Origin of the sequence: Bacillus sp. FSL R9-9834 (assembly GCF_038006905.1) — a bacterium.
Taxonomy (GTDB): domain Bacteria; phylum Bacillota; class Bacilli; order Bacillales; family Bacillaceae_G; genus Bacillus_A; species Bacillus_A pacificus.
Genome location: NZ_JBBOWD010000001.1, coordinates 3,758,106 through 3,775,482, shown reverse-complemented (window position 1 = coordinate 3,775,482; position 17,377 = coordinate 3,758,106). Strand labels below are relative to the sequence as shown.

Below are 17,377 nucleotides of genomic sequence, written 5' to 3'. Positions count from 1 at the left end.
TAGTGAGACACTTCAATTAGTAGTTCTATTCTAAATGTGGTATGATAAATACTCGGAGGTGTCTCTCATGATTGTAGCGACGCTAGAAAGCGTATTAATATTAGATAAGGCAGAGCAGCTTGCAAAAGCGATCATCTGTTCAGATATAGCAGAAGATTACCGTAAATGTTATAAAGACTTGCATGAAGATATGGAAGTTCAGACGTTAATTCAGCAATTTACAGCGATGAAAGAACGATATGAGGAAGTGCAACGTTTCGGTAAATATCATCCTGACTATACTTTCGTTTCGACGAAAATGAGGGAATTGAAGCGTTCTGTAGATTTACATGATAAGATTGCAGCTTTTAAACGAGTAGAAACGGCTTTACAAAAGTTGTTAGATGAAGTGAGTGTAGCAATCGGTTCTGAGGTGTCCTCTTCCATCAAAGTTCCAACAGGAAATCCATTTTTTGATGCTGGTGGCTGTGGTGGCGGTTGTGGTACCGGCGGAGGTTGCGGTTGTAAAAAAACGGGGTAAATCACCCCGTTTTTTAGAAGATAGAAGAAAACGTATACAGAGTTTGTCCTGTAATGTCATAAATTTCTGATTGGTTTTCATAAAATATAAAATATATGTTTTTAAAAGGAGAAGATGGAGAAGATTATGTTCGGGCAACGACAAAGTATGATTGTTTATTTACATTCATTGAAACATGCCAAGATTTTAAGAAAATATGGTAACATACATTACATATCAAAACGTTTAAAATATGCAGTAGTATATTGTGATATGGAACAAATTGAGCATATGATGCAAAAGTTGAACAAACTTCCTTTTGTGAAAAAGATAGAACAGTCGTACCGCCCGTATTTAAAAACGGAATTTGAAAATTCACGTCCTGATCGGGCAAAAGAATACGATTATAGCTAATAGAAAAAATCCCCTGCTAATTTTAACAGGGGATTTTTTATTTGAAATAACACATTATTTCATTGGAGGAATAAAATTATTCATTCGTAAAATACCAATTAAATGATTGAAAAACAGTTCTTTTTCTGGGAAAGTTGTGGATGGTTTTACCGTAAAGGTAGTCACTTTTTTTCCAAGTTGTTCTGCCGTTTCTTCAAATAAAATGACGCGTTTACTTTTTTTATTTTCAAGTACAGGAATGCCTTCACGACATATGTATAATGGTTGGAAATCACCAGTAGTAGTTGGTTTTAATATTACAACAAGTGAGCACACTTTTTTTTCATTTTTAATTGTTTCAAATTGTAACATATGTGTTATACGTTCTTGATTTGCTTTGGCAATTTCAAGTAATTCATATAAATCAGAGTAGCCCTCTCCGAGTTCTATAAAGCGTTGAATCATATCTTTTCCTCCTCTTTCTTTTACTGTACCATCTCACTTTTTAAATGAAAAGTAGACAAAGAAAAAAAACCCTGCAAAGCAGGGCCCTTCTTATACTAGCATGTACTAGTAAGAAGGCAAAGGGAGAGGAGAAACCGGAGGAAGAACTTATGGGGAAACGTAAGTCTTCTCCGCGGTTGGCAACAACATCGAAGGTGATGTTGTTATAGTTATTTATGTCCAATCTAAATGAAGATATACATGATGAAATTAAATTTTATGTTGGGCTTTTTATTTTTCTTTTTTTTATTTTATGATAGGATAAAAAAGATAAAGTGAAACGAATAGTTCGTGTTAGCGAATGGTGAGATGAATACATAAAAATGCAGAGCGGTTATTTTAAGCTAAGTTCTTCTAGTCTTCGTTGGAAGATGAATGGAATCGTAAAGTTTGGTAGCGGTTACCGAATGGAGAAGGGCTTTCTATAATTGCTCGATAGATTGAAATAAAGGTAGTGACAACAGATGAGAGTAGTTTCAGGAAAATGTAAAGGACACCCACTTAAAGCGGTGCCAGGTAATACAACACGTCCAACGACTGATAAAGTAAAAGAATCCATTTTTAATATGATAGGCCCTTATTTTGATGGGGGTGTCGCTCTTGATTTATTTGGTGGTAGCGGTGGTCTTGGAATCGAAGCTATAAGTAGAGGGATTGATAAAGCGATTTTTGTTGATCGAGACAATAAAGCGATAAAGGTAATCCATCAAAATTTAGAAAGTTGTAGAATACAGGAACAAGCTGAAGTATATCGGAATGATGCAGAACGTGCGATAAAAGCACTTATAAAACGTGAAATGTCATTTGATCTTATATTAATTGATCCTCCATATAAAGATCAAAAAATTGTATCTTTAATTAGTGTAATGGATCAACATGGATTGCTACATAACGATGGTTTAATTATGGCGGAGCATGGTAATGATGTAGTTTTACCTGAGTCTATAGGAAGACTTGTAAAGGTGCGAGCTGAAAATTATGGCATTACAGCGATATCGATTTATAAGTATGAAGGTGAGGGGACGGAATGACAAGTATAGCTATTTCTTCGGGAAGTTTTGATCCAATTACCCTTGGGCATCTGGATATTATTAAAAGGGGAGCAAAAGTATTTGACGAGGTATACGTAGTAGTTTTAAACAACTCGTCAAAAAAACCGTTCTTTTCAGTGGAAGAGCGTTTAGATTTAATTCGAGAAGCAACAAAGGATATTCCTAATGTCAAAGTAGATTCACATAGTGGACTACTAGTTGAGTATGCAAAAATGCGTAATGCGAACGCGATTTTACGTGGATTACGAGCAGTTTCTGATTTTGAATATGAGATGCAAATTACTTCTATGAATCGAAAATTAGATGAAAACATTGAAACCTTTTTTATTATGACAAACAATCAATACTCATTTTTAAGTTCGAGCATTGTGAAAGAAGTTGCGAGATATGGAGGAAGTGTAGTAGATCTTGTACCTCCTGTTGTAGAACGTGCTTTAAAAGAAAAGTTTCAAACCCCGTTAAAGTGAACGGGGTTTTTCTTTGTTGCTCCGAAAAAATAATAAGATGACATATACATATAAACAAAATAATGTAAATATCGGTCCGTAGTGTATAAAAGATGTCCAAATTTCATGCAGAATAGAAGAATGATTCGATAAAAAGACAGGGATATCTTTTTGCATAGGTGAAAAAGAGCTTACTTTTTCATAAAATGGTTTCCAAAATATAAAAGTAAAAATAGGGGCAAGAATACTTTGGATAATTCGTGCGAAAAAATAGGGCTTAAATCTAATGTCTGTTTCAGCTAATATGCTAGCGACTTGTGCCTGAATAGAAAGGCCGCTAAATGCTAAAATAAAGCTTGTTACCATAGCTTGCTGCAGGAGGGGTGTTTCAGTTATTTGACTAATCATTTGGCTTCCAAGTGTCATTTCAAACATGCCAGATAATATTGGGATACTAAATTCAGTAGTTAGTTGGAAGAATGATAAAATATGTTGCATAATAAAAGAAAGGGCTGCTGTAATATGAAATACAGTAATCATTTTATTTAAAACAGAGAATAAAATAATAAATCCACCAATCATAAGTAGCGTTTGAATAGAAGAAACGATAGCGTCCCCAAGTAATTTTCCTATTGGTCTTTTTTCTTGCATACGTGTCTCGTGTAGAATTGAAAAAGGGTTTTGAAAAGGGTGTTTTTTAGTAACATGTTTATCATGCGTGGAACTGTTGTTATTGCCGTAAAAACGCATCAGTAACCCGACAGCAAAATTACTTAAATAATGTGCAGCAGCTAATACGATTCCTAATTTCGGATTATTGAAAAAACCGATAGAAACAGCGCCAAAAATAAAAAGTGGATTGGATGAGTTTGTAAAAGATACGAGGCGCTCTGCTTCAATTTGTGTTAGCTGATTGCTTTTGCGCAGTCTAGCGCTTAATTTGGCGCCAGCGGGAAAGCCTGAAGCCATTCCCATTGCCCAAACAAATCCGCCTATTCCTGGAACGCGGAAAAGTGGTCGCATAAGTGGTTCTAATATAACGCCTATAAATTTTACAACACCAATACTAATGAGAAGTTCGGCAATGATGAAAAACGGTAAAAGTGAAGGGAATACAACTTCCCACCATATATTTAACCCTCGAATGGAAGCTTGTAAAGCAGCTTGGGGGTGGAGTACAAGAGAAAAGGTTAAAAAAAGTGTTGATATGGTAAGGAAAGCCGTTTTCCATTTTTCATACATGTAAGTAAATCCCCCTTTGTCCCAAAAAACGTTCATTTCAGTATACGTGGATACGTAGTGAATTTAGACCATAAGTATGAAAAAGGAACGAAAAAAATTAAAGGGTGAGAAAAGTGAAAGAACCGAAAATTGGCTTAGCTCTTGGATCTGGGGGCGCAAAAGGTTTTGCTCATATTGGTGTTATAAAGGTTTTAAGGGAAAATGATATACCGATTCATATGATTGCAGGAAGTAGTATGGGGGCTTTAGTAGGTACATTTTATGCCGCTAGTTCAAACGTTGAAAGACTGTATAAACTGGCAAATGTTTTTAAGAGGAAATATTATTTAGATTTTACGGTTCCGAAAATGGGATTTATTTCTGGAAAACGTGTCAAAGATATGATTAAAATGTTTACATATAATAAAAATTTAGAAGAATTAGATATCCCGACGGCTGTTGTGGCTACTGATATCTTAAAGGGGGAAAAAGTTGTTTTTACAAGTGGTCCAGTTGCAGAGGCGGTGAGAGCGAGTATTTCTGTACCTGGAGTGTTTGTGCCAGAGAAAATAGATGGACGATTATTGGTAGATGGCGGAGTGATTGATCGCATCCCAGTATCGGTTGTGAAAGAGTTAGGTGCCGATATTGTCATTGCTGTTGATGTATCCCCGATTAAAGTAAATGGAGAGGTTACGTCTATTTATGATGTAATTATGCAGAGTATTGAAATTATGCAACATGAGCTTGTGATAAATCGGCAAATTGCATCTGATTTAATGATGCGCCCAGCTGTAGAACAATTTAGTTCCCGGGCTTTTACAAACATTGAAGACATTATTCGAGTTGGAGAGGTAGAAGCGGAAAAGCATGTTGCAAATATTCATTTATTAATTGAGCAGTGGAAGGAGAAACATAATGTTTAAGCGTTTTCGGTTTATATATGCAATTTTAATAGGGGTTATATTGGCAATGTTACTTGTTTATGTACGCCTGCCGTATTATGTAACGAAACCAGGAATGGCTGCCAAATTAGAGCCTTACGTTCAAGTTGAAGGGGGAACAAAAGAATCTGGTGATTTTATGCTTGTTACGGTTTCAATGGGACCGGCAAATGTAGTGAATTTAATAGCGGCACAGTTTAATAAATATACACATATTTCAAAAGCGGAAGAAATATTGCAAAAAGGTGAAAGTGATGAAGAATATCAATTTCGCCAAAATTATGCAATGAAAGATTCGCAAAATGCAGCGATTTATAATGCCTATAAACGTGCAAATCGTACTGTTTCTTTTGAAAATAAAGGTGTGTTGGTTGCTGGTGTAGCGAAAGGGATGCCTTCAGAAGGAAAGCTTAAACTTGGAGATGTTATCATAGCCGTCGACGGAAAAACATTTGAAAAGACAGAACAATTTATTGAATATATGACAGGGAAAAAAGAAGGAGATACAGTAAATATTGAGTACAAGAGGGATGGGAAACAGTTAAAAGAAAATTTAAATGTAAAGACTATTCCGAATGGAAATGGACGTGTTGGTATAGGTGTTTCTATCGTTACGGAAAGAGAATTAGTGGTAGATCCGAAAGTGAAAATTGACTCTCATGAAATAGGCGGACCATCGGCAGGCCTAATGTTTACATTAGAAATATATAATCAACTGGTGGAAGATGATTTAACAAGAGGGCATGAAATAGCTGGAACAGGGACGATCAATGAAAAGGGAGAAGTTGGCCCGATTGGTGGTATTCAGCAAAAAGTGGTTGCTGCAAGTGATGCTGGTGCTGAAGTGTTCTTTGCACCAAATGAAAAAGGTGCGGAGAAATCGAATTATAAAGATGCACTTGAGGCTGCGAAAGATATTAAAACGAAAATGAAAGTTGTGCCAGTTGATACGTTGGATGATGCATTAATGTATTTGGAAAAAATGGGGAAGAAATAAAAAAATCTCTCTGAAAAGAGAGATTTTTTTATAGGAATTTTGCAGTTGTTTCATCGTAACGAATTGGGTGATGTGTTGCATCTTGTTTTAGTAGTTGTGTTCGTAATGGTTCTTGTATGATGGAGAAATATACAGAATTGGCTTTTCGATCTATGTGTAAAGTAGGATGGTCAAATGTTTTTGTATGGGTAAGGATTGGAAGCTCTATTTTTTTCTTGTTTTTTGAAAGGTACGTTTGTCCTTTTTGTGACATGCCTAATAGACGAATGTATGGTGCATGTTGCTCTATATTTGCGCAATGTATTTCTTCTTTTGTTGTATTTGTTAAAATATGTGTACAAGCTCTTTGTAATCTAGTCCACGTATAACGTTTCGTTTTTAACGCTTCCATGAATGAATGGAAGGAGGAACTGGTTTGTATTTTTGATAAAATACGATGCTCTAACCCTTCCTCAATTTCATATATATGTCGTAAGTCTTCTGGAGACATTGTCATAAGTTTGTATTTAAAAAATGAAAAGTATTGTTCCCAATTATGTAATGTCCCGTAGTTTTGTTTATAACTTGCTAAAAGAGAAGCAGTCGCTTTTGGGATGAAAGGCTCAATTTCTGTAAAGGAACTATTTTCACTAAAAAGTTGTTTGCGAATACTTGTTGCGCTTGCAATATGTTGGTCGTTAAATGTTTCATCATGATAATGAGATGCGAACCTTTTTATCGTTTGTGCTTGCATAGAACTATTTTGCATTAGAATTGCTTTTATGTATTGGAAGCCTAAAATGTTATTTGGTTGTGACATGTCTATATTTTTTTCAGAAGATAAAATGTGTAGGAAAGCTTCAGATGTAGCTTTTGCGTAACTATTACCTGCGTTCATAAATTGCTTTACAAGACGATTAAAAGTCTCTTCTTCATTTTTCTGCACAGAGATGGTGTTATAAAAATTTTCGATTTGTCCATCTTCACTGCCGAAACAAATTTCAGAAACGTGTAGGGCGTTTAAAATAGAAATAGCGCCATTTGCAAAGGTTTCGGCCTTTTGCGTTGAAAAGGCATAAGGAAGCTCTACAACGAGGTCTACACCGCATGCTAAGGCCATTTTGGTACGATACCATTTGGATACGAGTGCTGGCTCACCACGTTGTAAAAAAGGGCCACTCATAACAGCGATTGTAATATCAGAGTGTGTTAACTTTTTTGTTTGTTGCACATGATAAGCATGACCGTTATGAAAAGGGTTATATTCAACAACAATACCACTGGCTTTTATGGTAATCTCTCCTTTCGATGTAGCATCTTTTTGAAAAACGTGATACTCTATATATTATTTACTATGATGACTTCATTATAGTGTAAAGAAAAAACTTACACTATAAATGCATTATATCACTTATACCGCGGGGTTTGACCACCTTGTTTTTCCTTATTGACCACAAACTGCCCACATATCATCATTTTATAGAACCAGGCATGAATTTTCTACGAGCTTCAATTGCTACTTTTTCAGCCTCTTCGACAGTATCGTATTGCCCAAAACTTTTTCGTTTACCATCAACCATGAATGTAACTCTATACTTATTTCTCAAAGGATTGTAATTAACATTTCTAGGTAAGTTCCCTCTTTGTTTCTGATTGTGCAGGTTATGTTTTTGTGAAACTAATCTTAAGTTAGATTTTCTATTGTTTAATGTATTACCATCTATGTGGTCTACTACAATACTATCTTCAGCATTCATGATATATCTATAAAGGTAATGATGCTTGTTACCAATTCTACATTTAACTCTAACTTTTTTGCCGTTTTTATAAAATACCCAAGTGTTTTTGACACTGTTGATTTTTTCAAAATCCTCGGTATCGATGATGGTTTCGAATAAGTCACCGGTCTTTGGATGAGTATAATAAATTGTTGTTGAGCCGTCTGCATTGTGTTTAAACTGATTCTTCATAACATGAACCTCCATGTATATTTTTACTATACATCCTAGTTATGCATCTGATTTACGACCACTTTTCAGTACATTTCCTAGCATTTCAGTTACTTCAATTTGACGTTCTTCATAAACATCAGTATAAATATTTAAAGTTGTAGAAACATTTGTATGACCAAGCAATTTTGAAACAACCTTTGCATTTGCGCCAGAATCGATTAAAATAGTTGTAAACGTTCTTCGGATATCGTGGAATCTAATATACGGTACGTCAATTGCTTCGCACAAAGCTTTCATTTGGTAGCGTATCGTATATGGATGCACGATTTTTTTATTTCTTGTGCAAATTAACAAGTCGAAAGAGTTCTCCTTCTTATGACTTTGATATTCTAACAACTCTCCCATTAATTCTTCTGTCATCGGGATTATACGATTAGATGCTTCAGTTTTTGTCTCACCTAATTCATACTTTCCATCAACAAGCGTTAATGTTCTTTGTACATGAATAGTCTTGTTTTTGAAATTAATATCATCCCACTGTAAAGCTAATACTTCTCCGATCCGCATGCCTGTATGCAAAGCTAAAACAAATGCAATATAGTAGCTTCCTTGTATTTTTGCATGCTCCATAAACTTCATCGCTTCTTCAACTGTCCAACTAGCTTGCGCTTTCTTTTTTACTTTCGGACGTTTTGCTTTCTTAGCAGGATTAGAGTTAATCATCTCTAATTCTACGCCTTTATCAAGAATTTGTTTTAACATAACATCAACAGATGAAATGTATTTTGTAGTTAGACCCTCTTTAAGCAACTTCTGATGAAAATTATGCACGGTTAGAGGTTTTATATCTGATAACCTCTTCTCGCCGAATTCAGGCATTACACGCGAGCGTAGAATGCGTTTGTACTGATACAATGTTGATGGTCTACATGATGATTCTTTCTCTTGCATCCAGATTTCAACGAGCTGAGAAAAGCGAATATCACTATTCTCATAATCTCCATTTGCTAAATCATTTGTTACCCTAGCCACTTCTTCTTGAGCAGCTTTCTTTGTTTTAAAACCACCTTTAGTGATTTGTTTCCGTTTACCTGTGATAGGGTCTTTGCCGACATCCATGGTAAAAGACCACTTCTCACCACGTTTACGAAAGTATGCCATGATTTTTCACCTCGTCATAGTCGTTTTCTAGATACAAGCTGTGATATGTGGTAGTGGTATAAGAAATGATAGCATGTAAGCCTAATTTCTGTAAAAGGAAATTTACAGATATAAAAGAAGTGAGCTACAATATTTATACACAAAAAGAAAGGGGGATAAAAAATGGGAGAGTTCACAAAAGAACCTGGTGGACATAAAGTTACTGATCCAGGTGTAGGCTGGCACAATGAACCAGGCGGTGGTGGTTTGAAATGCAATGAAGATCCTGGGACAGGATGGAAACTGATTTCTGGTCCAGGGACAGGTGTGTAAAAGAAAGGGGAGAATGAGATTATGGAATGCTATATAAAAGACCCAGGTGGTTCAAAGGTGATTCCCGATCCAGGTACAGGAACGGGGATTTTCGATCCAGGACCTGGTGGCGGGTATACAGCTGATCCAGGTGGAGGATGGAGAAAAGAACCAGGAGGTTTAAGAAAATGAGAAGGGATAACTTTGATCCAGGTGGTTTAGGTGGAAGTCAATTGAAGTATGATTCCAATCCGGGTGGAGGATATCGAAAAGATCCAGGTGGTGGAATGGGTATATATGATCCTGGAGTAGGTGGAGGATACATAAAAGATCCAGGCACAGGAATATAAAAAAGAGAGCTAAGTGCTCTCTTTTTTTGTTGATAAAAATCTGTTAATTTTTACCGTTGCGATTGGAAATGTTTTCTACTACAATCGACTCATAACAGCTCGTTATGAGTTTTAAGGAACTTTGCATATAAAACGAGTTGTTTACAGAATTGTTCTCGTTGAGATTCATCCAGGCCTGCGAAAACCGTTTGAATTTCATCGAGGGCATTTGCTATGTTCTTTTCATGTGGTGTACTCGTTCTACCCATTAACGCATCAACAGAAATACCTAAATACGTTGCAATGCGATCGAGAGTGTCGAGATCAGGTTGATTATAGTTAATTTCTAAATTACCAACTTGACTACGACTTAACTGTACTTTTTCACCGAACTCTGATTGAGTAAGGGAACGACTTGATCGAAACTTTTTTAAATTTTCTCCAAATGTATTCATAGTTTTAGTATAAATACATGAGAATTTTTAGACTATACATGTCACGGATTTTGTCTTTATAATTATAAATATCACACAAATTGACATTTCGGTAAAAATATATAGAACAAATGTTCTTTTGATGGTAAAATATTCTTAGTGAAAAATAGAATTTTTGAAAACAACTTTCTCAACATGATTTGACCACAATCAGAACGAACATTCTAAATCTTATGATAAACTGAATTTAGTGAAAGAATGAATAAAAAAAGACCCACGGTGTTATAGATGTGAGGCCACACAACTATAACATTTAACCCTAGCCTAGATAGGGAAAGTTTCCATGAGTCAGTACATAGTATAGCATACTTCATAAGTATAAAGAAAATTATGATTCATTTTCCTATTGAGAAAAAAGGGATATGTTTTGGGTTCTGATTTGGGAGGGAATTTTAGAATGAAGAGCTTTATTAAGAACTTACAGGAGCATATCAATTATCTTAAGTTGGATATTGGTACATTAGCAAAAAAAGCAGAGATTGATAGAACTAATCTTAATAGGATTTTAAATGGGAAAATTAAAGAAATGAAGTTAGAGTCATTCTTATTAATTGCTCCCGACTTGTATCCAAATTGGACAGAACGTAGAAAGAAAATTAGAGAATTTATATTGCTTTGCGAGAGTGATTTAAACATAAAAAAGGCACTGTCTTACTGCCAAACAGTCGGTGAGTATCAACTAATGAAAAAATTAATAAAAAAACATATTAGCAGCGATAAAAAAGGGAAAATAAACAAATATCTACATTTGTATGATTTATACAATCAAAGAAATTTGAACAAGTTAGAAGGAGAAGAATTAAAAAGGAAATTAGATGAATTACCATACTCTAAAAATGTTGACTATCAAATAATAGTAGACATGTTACATGGGTTTGCGCTGTATGATAGTAGTAATTTCATGGCTATGGTCCCGTATTCTAAAAAGATCGATCAAAACTTACCATTAGTAGAGAATGCATTTATAAAAAAACATTTGGATTTGCAACATGATGATCGTAAGTCTCATATTAATTTGTTTAGTAATAAAACAAAAGAATGCAGGGACATTTGTAATAGTATAATAAAATCTGCCCCGGAAGATTCAGTTATAAAGGCTAAAGCGTTGAGTTGCTTAGGGGAGTCATTTATATTTGAAAATCCTTTTCAGGCAGAAACGTACTTTTTGGAAAGCCTAAAGTTAATAAAAAAATTAGGTATTACTACTTATAGTAAAATGTATCGTGCAGTTCATAGCACATTAGCTTTTTTGCGAATTGAGTATGGAATAAATGTAGATAAAATAGATTGGGATTTTGTAGGAGAAGCGGAAAAAGCTTTCTTTGATGCTAAATTTGGTTCAGGAGTTAAAGCTAGAGCTTATTTTGAAGACTTAAAAAGACAAGGAAAAACTTTGTCTGCATTTAAATTATATTATTTATTTTTTGTAGATAGAAATGATATAATGGTTCTCAAAGAGGCTTTAGAAAAATTCGCTAATAATGGGAATGTATTCTATTCGAATTTGGTAACACGTCTTTTAATTAAAGAGGGAGTGAAGTAGGTTGAAAAAAATTATTCTTACAATGGTATGTGTTTTAGGACTACTAGGAGCAGTTGAACAAAACAAAGATACTTCACAAGCACATTCAAGTAAAGCAGAAACTACATATCTAATGGTTGATCCAGGAACTCATTAAAAATTTATAAATTATTTTTCAAGACGCTACTATTAAGTAGCGTCTTGAGTGCTTTTTAAGGGGTATGCATTTTTGAAAAACGTTACAAAAATGCACAGTTTGTTAAAAGAATCACATAATTATTGGGATGGAGGAGTTCGTATTGTTAGTAAGTGGTGAAGAAAAAATAAAATCCATGATTAAATATTTATTAGGGGATAAAGTCTCAGAAAATGACACTCTTCATGCTTTGAAAGAAATACATAAACAAGGATTCATTACTGATAATGAATTAAGGGAAGTCATGCAGCAAATGGAACCAAAAAAAGGACTAGCCTCATGCTAATCCTTTTTTTCTTGTTTTAACATTCTTTGGATAGCTACTTCTAAAAGCGCTTTGACGCTTTCGATCTCCTCAGGAGACAGCTTTCTTCCATCCCAATGCAATTCATCACTTTCAAATATTTCTTTTATGTTATTGCTACTTTTAATGGAATTATCGCTTTTCCCGAATAAGTAATCAATGGGAACATTGAAGAAATTAGCTAATTTTTCAATGTTCTCGCGTGAGGGGATTTTTGTCCCTTTTTCATATTTGGAAATAGTTTGCTTGCTGACACCGATATTTTCGCCTATTTTTTCTTGTGTTAGTCTTCGTTCTTTTCTTAACTCGAATATTCTCTCCCCTATGATATTCATCTATAACATCCTTTCGCGCTACTTGTAAAAAAGTATCTAGTTTAAATGTAACAATGAGTAGCCCTAATGGCAACGTAAAAATAAAAAAATAAATTTTTTAAAATAAAAAGTTGCCTTTAGGGCTACTTTTGGTTATACTAAGTTTAGAAGTTGAAGGTGGTGACTTAAAATGCTAAATACACAACGAATTAAATCTCTAAGACAAAAAAATGGTTATTCTTTAGAATACGTTTCAAAGGCTTTAGGTCTGAAATTCAAACGTTCTTATCATAACGTTGAAAAAGGAGAATCAGGATTATCGGTAGAGAAATTAAAAAAACTTTCGGAACTTTATGGTGTATCGATTAGTGATTTAATAAAGTGAGAGAGATTTTTTTTACAACTCAAGTCGCCCTATGGACTACAAATAAGGGCGACGCTATAAGATAGTGTATCCATATTTAAACTAAAAAAATGATTGGAGTGAAAAAACATGTACCAAATTAAACAACTACCATTTTCACTGAAAGTAGATGATGTACAGGAGTTCTTAAATATTTCTCGATCAGCCGCATACGCACTCATGAAGAGAGAGGATTTCCCAACAATCGTAATTGGAAAAAGCAAACGCGTTAAAGCGGAAGATTTTCTTAAATGGGTAGAAGCACAAAAGGTGGGGACAAATGCTAGTTAAAACAGAATTCCAGATTTGTAACAAAATTATCGTTTGATAAATAAGGGAGGTGATTTAGTGGAAGATACAACATCGTTAGTAGTATTCGCAATGTTTATCGCATGCAGTATATGGTTGCTTTACATTACTTACGAACCAATAAAACGATGGGCTTGGAGTGACGTAGAACAAAATAAAAAGACCCATGGCAGTGGGTCCTTTAAGAAAAAACAATTGTTATAAGTATATCACGGAAAGTAGGGAAATAGTACATGGATTTAATCGAATATCAAGTGCTATTACCTAATAAATTTTGGGACTTAGCAGAGAGCAAGGGTGAACTAAAGAAGATGATCGAACAGTATTTCAAAAATGGTTATCCGCATTACGAAATTCAACGAATTATCAAAAGGGGACAAGCATATGTGGCGGTTTGTACAAGGAGGTAAATAAGTTGTCGGAAGTTAAATGGATCAAGTTAACTACAAACATGTTTGAGGATGAAAAAATCAAATTAATTGAAAGTATGCCTGAAGCAGACACTTTATTAATTATTTGGATTAAATTACTCGCTCAAGCTGGAAAAACAAACGCTAATGGTTACATCTTTTTAAATGAAAACATTCCTTATACAGAAGAAATGCTAGCTACTATTTTTAATAGACCATTGCAAACCGTAAGATATGCTCTACAAACATTTAAACAATTCGGGATGATTGAGATTGATGATAACCAATTCATTAGCATATCAAATTGGGGTAAACATCAAAGTTTAACAGGCCTTGATAAGATTCGAGAAGATACCAAAAAGCGTGTAGCGGCACATCGTGAAAGAAAAAAACAAGCGTTATTAAACGGGGGTAACGATTGTAACGTTACAGGTAACGGTAATGAAACGGACAAAGAAGAAGAATTAGAAAAAGAATTAGAATTAGAAAAAGATATTAATAAATATATTGTCGAGATAGTAACCTATCTCAACGAAACTTGTAATACTTCGTATCGAGTATCAACCAAGAAAACGAGAGATTTGATTAAAGCTCGGTTTAACCAAGGTTTTAATGTAGATGATTTCAAAAAGGTAATTAATATCAAAGCTTCACATTGGATTGAAAATGAAGAATACAACCAATACTTAAGACCTTCCACCCTATTTGGGAATAAATTTGAAGAGTATTTAAATCAACAACCTAAAAAAGGAGTGAAAAAGCGTGTCGGAATCAATCGGAAGAGTGATGACTCGGATAGTGAATACATCGGCTTGTAGTGAAGAAACGGAAGGGTATACATGTGAACATTGTAATAAATATATCGCAGCAATTACTATAGAAGTTCCGCAGTTACGTATCAAAAATAAAATACTTCCTACATGTGAGTGTGTTGTAGAACGTGAAGAAGCAAAAATACGTGAAGCTCAAAATTTTGCTAAAAAACGAGAAATAGAAAAGTTGTTCAGCATCAGTAACTTAGGAGAAAGGTTCTCCAAAAGTACGTTTGAATCGTTTCTAGATAGAAATGGATCAGAGACAGCTTATAAAGTTGCAGTGAAATACGTGAAGACGTTTAAAGAGTGGAAAGGTGAATCGTTACTACTTTGGGGAGAACCTGGTAATGGTAAAACACATTTAGCAGCCGCGATAGTAAATGAACTTTCTAAAAAAGGATACATTGTTGTATTTCAAAGCGTTCCAGAATTATTACAACGTATTCGCAGCACATTCAATAGTGAAAACAAAGAAAATGAAACACAAATTATGAGAGCTCTTTTAGAATGCGACTTACTTATATTAGATGATATTGGGGCAGAAAAAACTACGGAGTGGGTAGAAGAAAAATTGTTCAATATCATTGATGGTCGGTACAGAAAAGAACTTCCTACTCTGTATACGAGTAATTTAGAACCAAAAGAATTGAAACATCAAGTTGGTAAACGTTCATATGACCGAATGGTTGAAACAAGTCTAACTGTAAAAAATGAAGCTGCGAGTTATAGAAGAGAGATAGCGAAGCAACGTTTACAAAGATTTGTAGAAGCATAAAAGGAGGAATAAGCATGTGTGTATCATGTCGTAATACAGGCATCATTCGTAAAGAAACTTATCCAGGTGTAATTGAAACGAACGGTTGTAATTGTGAAGTAGCAAAGCAACAGCAAGCAGAAAATGATAGGCGTTGGCAAGCATGGTTAATAAAATTCGAATCAATGAAACAAGAATTACGACGTAAACAGCAACAAAAAGTTAGCTAACAAGAAAAAGGAGGATTTCAGTCGTATGAAGCCTACGAAAGTTGAAATCGATGTTACTGATAATAAAATTTATGTGGTTAAAAATGGTGAAGTTACTCCACTGAATCCTCCAGTAACAGGGTTTGGGGAACAAGTAATCACTTGGCAAGGTGGGAAAGTTGATCGTGTATCAACTACCATCACGGAAAAAATAAAATAACTGGGGATGCGATTATGAAGCAATTAACTATTGATGATGTTATGGGTAGTTTCAACTATGACGCGATAAGTACCAGTGAAAAGTTTTTGAATCCAAGCTATGAAGTCCATTTTTACGATAAAGAAGAACGGCAAAAGATGGATTGTTTTGATGCTAAGACTGAAGTTGAAGCTTGGAATGCAGCTATAGAAGAGCATGGGAAAGGTATTCAGAAGATTAGGATAACTTATTCGAACCGTAACAGAGCCGAATTTTTGGCACTCGATTAGGAGGGGAAATTGATGGCTTTCAATCGTTGGTTAACTGATGAGGAATATAAACAAGCTGAATCAAATGGTATTAGTAGAAGAGTTCTTTACATGAGGATGTACAGATACGGTTGGGAATTGCAAGAAGCATTAACGACACCACCAAGAACATATTGGCATATGGGCGAGGGGAAACACAATAAATGGCTAAAGTTAGCTGAAAAAAATGGAATTAATTCAAGTACTTTTTATAGCAGGGTAAATAATGGTTGGGATCCTAAAGATGCGGCAAGTATTCCGACGCGTAAACAAATGGACAGGAAGGAACTTGTTAAGATTGCTGAATCCAATGGCATAAGTGTAAGTACTTTCAGATCTAGATTGAGTTATGGATGGGACCCGTTAAAAGCAGCTACAACACCAGCTAAGTCCAAAAATAAAAATATTAGTTAAGAGGAGTAGATGAAAATGAAAGTTATGGAAAACGGTGTATTGGAAGCAACTAAATTAATTAGTGAAGCAAGAAAAGGTGAACAGGTTATAAAAGAAGCTACGGTTTTACAGATTGCAAGCATTTTATCAATCGGTGAATTAAACGATTATCAGGAAGCAACTTTACGTACTTGGAATAACAAAACTGATTTTGGAGGACGTGTTTCAAATGCAGCTTTAGGGCTTACAGGAGAAGCTGGTGAAGTTGCTGATATTGTTAAAAAAGCAATTTATCATGGACATGGTTTCCAACCATCGCATTGTCCAGGAGAGGAGGATGGAAACACTTATAAATTAGCTTTAGAACTTGGAGACATTATGTATTATGTATCAATTATGGCGCACGAACTGGGATATACGTTACAAGATATTGCTGAAATGAATATTGCAAAACTAGCTAAAAGATATCCGGATGGATTTAGTCGGGAAGCAAGTCAAAACCGTGTTGATGTGAAATGAAAAAAGGCTAGGATTTCACCTAGCCTTCAATCAAAAGGTTGTCGTACAAAAAAATGGAATGTTGGCAAATATAACATTTGCACTTTTAGTATATAAGGGTTTTTGGGTGAAGGGAATATATTTTATCAATCTTTATAAAAAATTAATATAAAATTTGAATTTTGTATAAAAACGGAGGAGTTATGGATGAAGAAACAAAGGTGGAGACTTACAAAAGTGAAAAAGTGCGATATTTGCGGGAATAAGGTGGATGTCAGTAAATTATACGGAATAAATTATTGGACATATAAAAATAGACCTCTATATCGGTGTTTTGATTGCGTTAGCATAGGTTTTTAAAAACTAAACAAAAGCGTTATTTGAATAGAAAATGGCAGGTAGTTGACTAAGTTACCTGCCGTGTGCCTAAACAGTACGGAGGGGAAGTCTCCGTTTTAAAAGAGTGTAACTGGCTTGAGGA

Annotated in this window: 30 protein-coding genes; 23 read left to right on the top strand and 7 right to left on the bottom strand. The window is 34.7% G+C overall.

Annotated features, from left to right (window positions below; genetic code table 11):
- Positions 1 to 67 precede the first annotated feature (67 nt).
- Together MKY00_RS19555 and MKY00_RS19550 are read left to right on the top strand one after the other, a co-directional pair.
- Entirely contained in the window at positions 68 to 520 is a 453-nt protein-coding gene (locus MKY00_RS19555) for a YlbF family regulator (RefSeq protein WP_000634351.1), read from the top strand.
- Positions 521 to 646: 126 nt separating this feature from the next.
- A complete protein-coding gene (locus tag MKY00_RS19550; RefSeq protein WP_002080814.1) occupies positions 647 to 913 on the top strand; it encodes a YlbG family protein in 267 nt (88 codons plus the stop codon).
- Between the two features lie 54 nt (positions 914 to 967).
- On the opposite strand, the gene MKY00_RS19545 is transcribed toward MKY00_RS19550, so the two are convergent.
- Positions 968 to 1,357, bottom strand: a complete 390-nt coding sequence (locus tag MKY00_RS19545) for a DUF7147 family protein (RefSeq protein ID WP_000616011.1) — start codon at positions 1,355 to 1,357, stop codon at positions 968 to 970.
- 503 nt (positions 1,358 to 1,860) lie between these two features.
- Between MKY00_RS19545 and rsmD the strand changes: the two genes are divergently transcribed.
- Together rsmD and coaD are read left to right on the top strand one after the other, a co-directional pair.
- Positions 1,861 to 2,427 (top strand): 16S rRNA (guanine(966)-N(2))-methyltransferase RsmD, encoded by a 567-nt coding sequence (gene rsmD, locus MKY00_RS19540; RefSeq protein WP_001266989.1) that lies wholly within the window; start codon positions 1,861 to 1,863, stop codon positions 2,425 to 2,427.
- On the top strand, positions 2,424 to 2,915 hold the full coding sequence (gene coaD / locus MKY00_RS19535; RefSeq protein ID WP_000200598.1) for a pantetheine-phosphate adenylyltransferase: 492 nt from the start codon (positions 2,424 to 2,426) through the stop codon (positions 2,913 to 2,915). Before rsmD ends, coaD begins: the two co-directional genes overlap by 4 nt.
- Here coaD and ylbJ read toward each other — a convergent pair.
- Positions 2,907 to 4,136 (bottom strand): sporulation integral membrane protein YlbJ, encoded by a 1,230-nt coding sequence (ylbJ, locus tag MKY00_RS19530; protein WP_016718385.1) that lies wholly within the window; start codon positions 4,134 to 4,136, stop codon positions 2,907 to 2,909. The two genes, coaD and ylbJ, sit on opposite strands and share 9 nt — an antisense overlap.
- Positions 4,137 to 4,249: 113 nt before the next feature.
- Here ylbJ and MKY00_RS19525 point away from each other — a divergent pair, with 113 nt between their 5' ends.
- Positions 4,250 to 5,041, top strand: a complete 792-nt coding sequence (locus MKY00_RS19525; protein ID WP_000662598.1) for a patatin-like phospholipase family protein — start codon at positions 4,250 to 4,252, stop codon at positions 5,039 to 5,041.
- Entirely contained in the window at positions 5,034 to 6,056 is a 1,023-nt protein-coding gene (locus MKY00_RS19520; protein WP_000476306.1) for a SepM family pheromone-processing serine protease, read from the top strand. Before MKY00_RS19525 ends, MKY00_RS19520 begins: the two co-directional genes overlap by 8 nt.
- A gap of 28 nt (positions 6,057 to 6,084) precedes the next feature.
- Here MKY00_RS19520 and MKY00_RS19515 read toward each other — a convergent pair whose 3' ends face one another.
- The 3 genes from MKY00_RS19515 to MKY00_RS19505 all read right to left on the bottom strand — a co-directional run bounded on the left by MKY00_RS19515 (position 6,085) and on the right by MKY00_RS19505 (position 9,148).
- On the bottom strand, positions 6,085 to 7,326 hold the full coding sequence (locus tag MKY00_RS19515; protein WP_162837648.1) for a nucleotidyltransferase: 1,242 nt from the start codon (positions 7,324 to 7,326) through the stop codon (positions 6,085 to 6,087).
- A gap of 181 nt (positions 7,327 to 7,507) precedes the next feature.
- On the bottom strand, positions 7,508 to 8,005 hold the full coding sequence (locus MKY00_RS19510) for an HNH endonuclease (protein ID WP_016718384.1): 498 nt from the start codon (positions 8,003 to 8,005) through the stop codon (positions 7,508 to 7,510).
- A gap of 39 nt (positions 8,006 to 8,044) precedes the next feature.
- On the bottom strand, positions 8,045 to 9,148 hold the full coding sequence (locus MKY00_RS19505; RefSeq protein WP_016718383.1) for a site-specific integrase: 1,104 nt from the start codon (positions 9,146 to 9,148) through the stop codon (positions 8,045 to 8,047).
- Between the two features lie 162 nt (positions 9,149 to 9,310).
- Here MKY00_RS19505 and MKY00_RS19500 point away from each other — a divergent pair, with 162 nt between their 5' ends.
- The 3 genes from MKY00_RS19500 to MKY00_RS19490 are packed head-to-tail and all read left to right on the top strand — an operon-like array spanning position 9,311 to position 9,789.
- The gene (locus MKY00_RS19500; protein ID WP_016718382.1) at positions 9,311 to 9,460 is read left to right on the top strand and encodes a hypothetical protein; all 150 of its coding nucleotides are present in this window, start codon (positions 9,311 to 9,313) and stop codon (positions 9,458 to 9,460) included.
- Between the two features lie 21 nt (positions 9,461 to 9,481).
- A complete protein-coding gene (locus MKY00_RS19495) occupies positions 9,482 to 9,631 on the top strand; it encodes a hypothetical protein (protein ID WP_175251407.1) in 150 nt (49 codons plus the stop codon).
- Positions 9,628 to 9,789 (top strand): hypothetical protein, encoded by a 162-nt coding sequence (locus tag MKY00_RS19490; protein WP_016718380.1) that lies wholly within the window; start codon positions 9,628 to 9,630, stop codon positions 9,787 to 9,789. Before MKY00_RS19495 ends, MKY00_RS19490 begins: the two co-directional genes overlap by 4 nt.
- Before the next feature lie 89 nt (positions 9,790 to 9,878).
- On the opposite strand, the gene MKY00_RS19485 is transcribed toward MKY00_RS19490, so the two are convergent.
- Positions 9,879 to 10,223, bottom strand: a complete 345-nt coding sequence (locus MKY00_RS19485; protein ID WP_016718379.1) for a helix-turn-helix domain-containing protein — start codon at positions 10,221 to 10,223, stop codon at positions 9,879 to 9,881.
- A 436-nt stretch (positions 10,224 to 10,659) separates the two neighbouring features.
- On the opposite strand from MKY00_RS19485, the gene MKY00_RS19480 reads away from it, so the two are divergent.
- The 3 genes from MKY00_RS19480 (at position 10,660) to MKY00_RS19470 (ending at position 12,266) form a co-directional block, all read left to right on the top strand.
- Positions 10,660 to 11,805, top strand: a complete 1,146-nt coding sequence (locus MKY00_RS19480) for an AimR family lysis-lysogeny pheromone receptor (protein WP_016718378.1) — start codon at positions 10,660 to 10,662, stop codon at positions 11,803 to 11,805.
- Position 11,806: 1 nt separating this feature from the next.
- Positions 11,807 to 11,941, top strand: a complete 135-nt coding sequence (locus tag MKY00_RS19475) for a hypothetical protein (protein ID WP_016718377.1) — start codon at positions 11,807 to 11,809, stop codon at positions 11,939 to 11,941.
- Between the two features lie 142 nt (positions 11,942 to 12,083).
- Positions 12,084 to 12,266: a hypothetical protein gene (locus MKY00_RS19470; protein WP_016718376.1), complete on the top strand. Its 183-nt coding sequence runs from the start codon at positions 12,084 to 12,086 to the stop codon at positions 12,264 to 12,266.
- Here the strand turns inward: MKY00_RS19470 and MKY00_RS19465 are convergent.
- Positions 12,263 to 12,619: a helix-turn-helix domain-containing protein gene (locus MKY00_RS19465; protein WP_016718375.1), complete on the bottom strand. Its 357-nt coding sequence runs from the start codon at positions 12,617 to 12,619 to the stop codon at positions 12,263 to 12,265. The two genes, MKY00_RS19470 and MKY00_RS19465, sit on opposite strands and share 4 nt — an antisense overlap.
- Before the next feature lie 169 nt (positions 12,620 to 12,788).
- Between MKY00_RS19465 and MKY00_RS19460 the strand changes: the two genes are divergently transcribed.
- From MKY00_RS19460 to MKY00_RS19410, 11 genes are all read left to right on the top strand, one after another.
- Positions 12,789 to 12,983, top strand: a complete 195-nt coding sequence (locus MKY00_RS19460; RefSeq protein ID WP_000935436.1) for a helix-turn-helix domain-containing protein — start codon at positions 12,789 to 12,791, stop codon at positions 12,981 to 12,983.
- A gap of 108 nt (positions 12,984 to 13,091) precedes the next feature.
- A complete protein-coding gene (locus MKY00_RS19455) occupies positions 13,092 to 13,292 on the top strand; it encodes a helix-turn-helix domain-containing protein (RefSeq protein ID WP_016718374.1) in 201 nt (66 codons plus the stop codon).
- Positions 13,293 to 13,349: 57 nt separating this feature from the next.
- Positions 13,350 to 13,514 carry a hypothetical protein gene (locus MKY00_RS19450; RefSeq protein WP_016718373.1) on the top strand — a complete coding sequence of 55 codons (165 nt, stop codon included), beginning with the start codon at positions 13,350 to 13,352 and terminating at the stop codon, positions 13,512 to 13,514.
- Positions 13,515 to 13,543: 29 nt separating this feature from the next.
- A complete protein-coding gene (locus MKY00_RS19445) occupies positions 13,544 to 13,720 on the top strand; it encodes a hypothetical protein (RefSeq protein ID WP_016718372.1) in 177 nt (58 codons plus the stop codon).
- 5 nt (positions 13,721 to 13,725) lie between these two features.
- Positions 13,726 to 14,538, top strand: coding sequence for a phage replisome organizer N-terminal domain-containing protein (locus MKY00_RS19440; RefSeq protein WP_016718371.1), 813 nt, complete (start codon positions 13,726 to 13,728; stop codon positions 14,536 to 14,538).
- Entirely contained in the window at positions 14,507 to 15,310 is an 804-nt protein-coding gene (locus MKY00_RS19435; RefSeq protein WP_029141186.1) for an ATP-binding protein, read from the top strand. The genes MKY00_RS19440 and MKY00_RS19435 overlap by 32 nt, the downstream gene beginning before the upstream one ends.
- A 14-nt stretch (positions 15,311 to 15,324) precedes the next feature.
- Positions 15,325 to 15,519: a hypothetical protein gene (locus MKY00_RS19430; RefSeq protein ID WP_016718369.1), complete on the top strand. Its 195-nt coding sequence runs from the start codon at positions 15,325 to 15,327 to the stop codon at positions 15,517 to 15,519.
- A 25-nt stretch (positions 15,520 to 15,544) separates the two neighbouring features.
- On the top strand, positions 15,545 to 15,718 hold the full coding sequence (locus MKY00_RS19425) for a DUF3954 domain-containing protein (protein WP_000805174.1): 174 nt from the start codon (positions 15,545 to 15,547) through the stop codon (positions 15,716 to 15,718).
- A 14-nt stretch (positions 15,719 to 15,732) separates the two neighbouring features.
- Entirely contained in the window at positions 15,733 to 15,987 is a 255-nt protein-coding gene (locus MKY00_RS19420) for a hypothetical protein (protein ID WP_016718368.1), read from the top strand.
- A gap of 12 nt (positions 15,988 to 15,999) precedes the next feature.
- The gene (locus MKY00_RS19415) at positions 16,000 to 16,419 is read left to right on the top strand and encodes a hypothetical protein (protein WP_016718367.1); all 420 of its coding nucleotides are present in this window, start codon (positions 16,000 to 16,002) and stop codon (positions 16,417 to 16,419) included.
- A 15-nt stretch (positions 16,420 to 16,434) separates the two neighbouring features.
- Positions 16,435 to 16,917 (top strand): nucleoside triphosphate pyrophosphohydrolase family protein, encoded by a 483-nt coding sequence (locus MKY00_RS19410; RefSeq protein WP_016718366.1) that lies wholly within the window; start codon positions 16,435 to 16,437, stop codon positions 16,915 to 16,917.
- Positions 16,918 to 17,377 lie beyond the last annotated feature (460 nt).

Coding starts and splice junctions, on each gene's coding strand:
- MKY00_RS19555 (WP_000634351.1), top strand. CDS start 68: ATGATTGTAGCGACGCTAGAAAGCGTATTAATATTAGATAAGGCAGAG.
- MKY00_RS19550 (WP_002080814.1), top strand. CDS start 647: ATGTTCGGGCAACGACAAAGTATGATTGTTTATTTACATTCATTGAAA.
- MKY00_RS19545 (WP_000616011.1), bottom strand. CDS start 1,357: ATGATTCAACGCTTTATAGAACTCGGAGAGGGCTACTCTGATTTATAT.
- rsmD (WP_001266989.1), top strand. CDS start 1,861: ATGAGAGTAGTTTCAGGAAAATGTAAAGGACACCCACTTAAAGCGGTG.
- coaD (WP_000200598.1), top strand. CDS start 2,424: ATGACAAGTATAGCTATTTCTTCGGGAAGTTTTGATCCAATTACCCTT.
- ylbJ (WP_016718385.1), bottom strand. CDS start 4,136: ATGTATGAAAAATGGAAAACGGCTTTCCTTACCATATCAACACTTTTT.
- MKY00_RS19520 (WP_000476306.1), top strand. CDS start 5,034: ATGTTTAAGCGTTTTCGGTTTATATATGCAATTTTAATAGGGGTTATA.
- MKY00_RS19510 (WP_016718384.1), bottom strand. CDS start 8,005: ATGAAGAATCAGTTTAAACACAATGCAGACGGCTCAACAACAATTTAT.
- MKY00_RS19505 (WP_016718383.1), bottom strand. CDS start 9,148: ATGGCATACTTTCGTAAACGTGGTGAGAAGTGGTCTTTTACCATGGAT.
- MKY00_RS19500 (WP_016718382.1), top strand. CDS start 9,311: ATGGGAGAGTTCACAAAAGAACCTGGTGGACATAAAGTTACTGATCCA.
- MKY00_RS19495 (WP_175251407.1), top strand. CDS start 9,482: ATGGAATGCTATATAAAAGACCCAGGTGGTTCAAAGGTGATTCCCGAT.
- MKY00_RS19490 (WP_016718380.1), top strand. CDS start 9,628: ATGAGAAGGGATAACTTTGATCCAGGTGGTTTAGGTGGAAGTCAATTG.
- MKY00_RS19485 (WP_016718379.1), bottom strand. CDS start 10,223: ATGAATACATTTGGAGAAAATTTAAAAAAGTTTCGATCAAGTCGTTCC.
- MKY00_RS19480 (WP_016718378.1), top strand. CDS start 10,660: ATGAAGAGCTTTATTAAGAACTTACAGGAGCATATCAATTATCTTAAG.
- MKY00_RS19465 (WP_016718375.1), bottom strand. CDS start 12,619: ATGAATATCATAGGGGAGAGAATATTCGAGTTAAGAAAAGAACGAAGA.
- MKY00_RS19460 (WP_000935436.1), top strand. CDS start 12,789: ATGCTAAATACACAACGAATTAAATCTCTAAGACAAAAAAATGGTTAT.
- MKY00_RS19455 (WP_016718374.1), top strand. CDS start 13,092: ATGTACCAAATTAAACAACTACCATTTTCACTGAAAGTAGATGATGTA.
- MKY00_RS19445 (WP_016718372.1), top strand. CDS start 13,544: ATGGATTTAATCGAATATCAAGTGCTATTACCTAATAAATTTTGGGAC.
- MKY00_RS19435 (WP_029141186.1), top strand. CDS start 14,507: ATGACTCGGATAGTGAATACATCGGCTTGTAGTGAAGAAACGGAAGGG.
- MKY00_RS19430 (WP_016718369.1), top strand. CDS start 15,325: ATGTGTGTATCATGTCGTAATACAGGCATCATTCGTAAAGAAACTTAT.
- MKY00_RS19425 (WP_000805174.1), top strand. CDS start 15,545: ATGAAGCCTACGAAAGTTGAAATCGATGTTACTGATAATAAAATTTAT.
- MKY00_RS19420 (WP_016718368.1), top strand. CDS start 15,733: ATGAAGCAATTAACTATTGATGATGTTATGGGTAGTTTCAACTATGAC.
- MKY00_RS19415 (WP_016718367.1), top strand. CDS start 16,000: ATGGCTTTCAATCGTTGGTTAACTGATGAGGAATATAAACAAGCTGAA.
- MKY00_RS19410 (WP_016718366.1), top strand. CDS start 16,435: ATGAAAGTTATGGAAAACGGTGTATTGGAAGCAACTAAATTAATTAGT.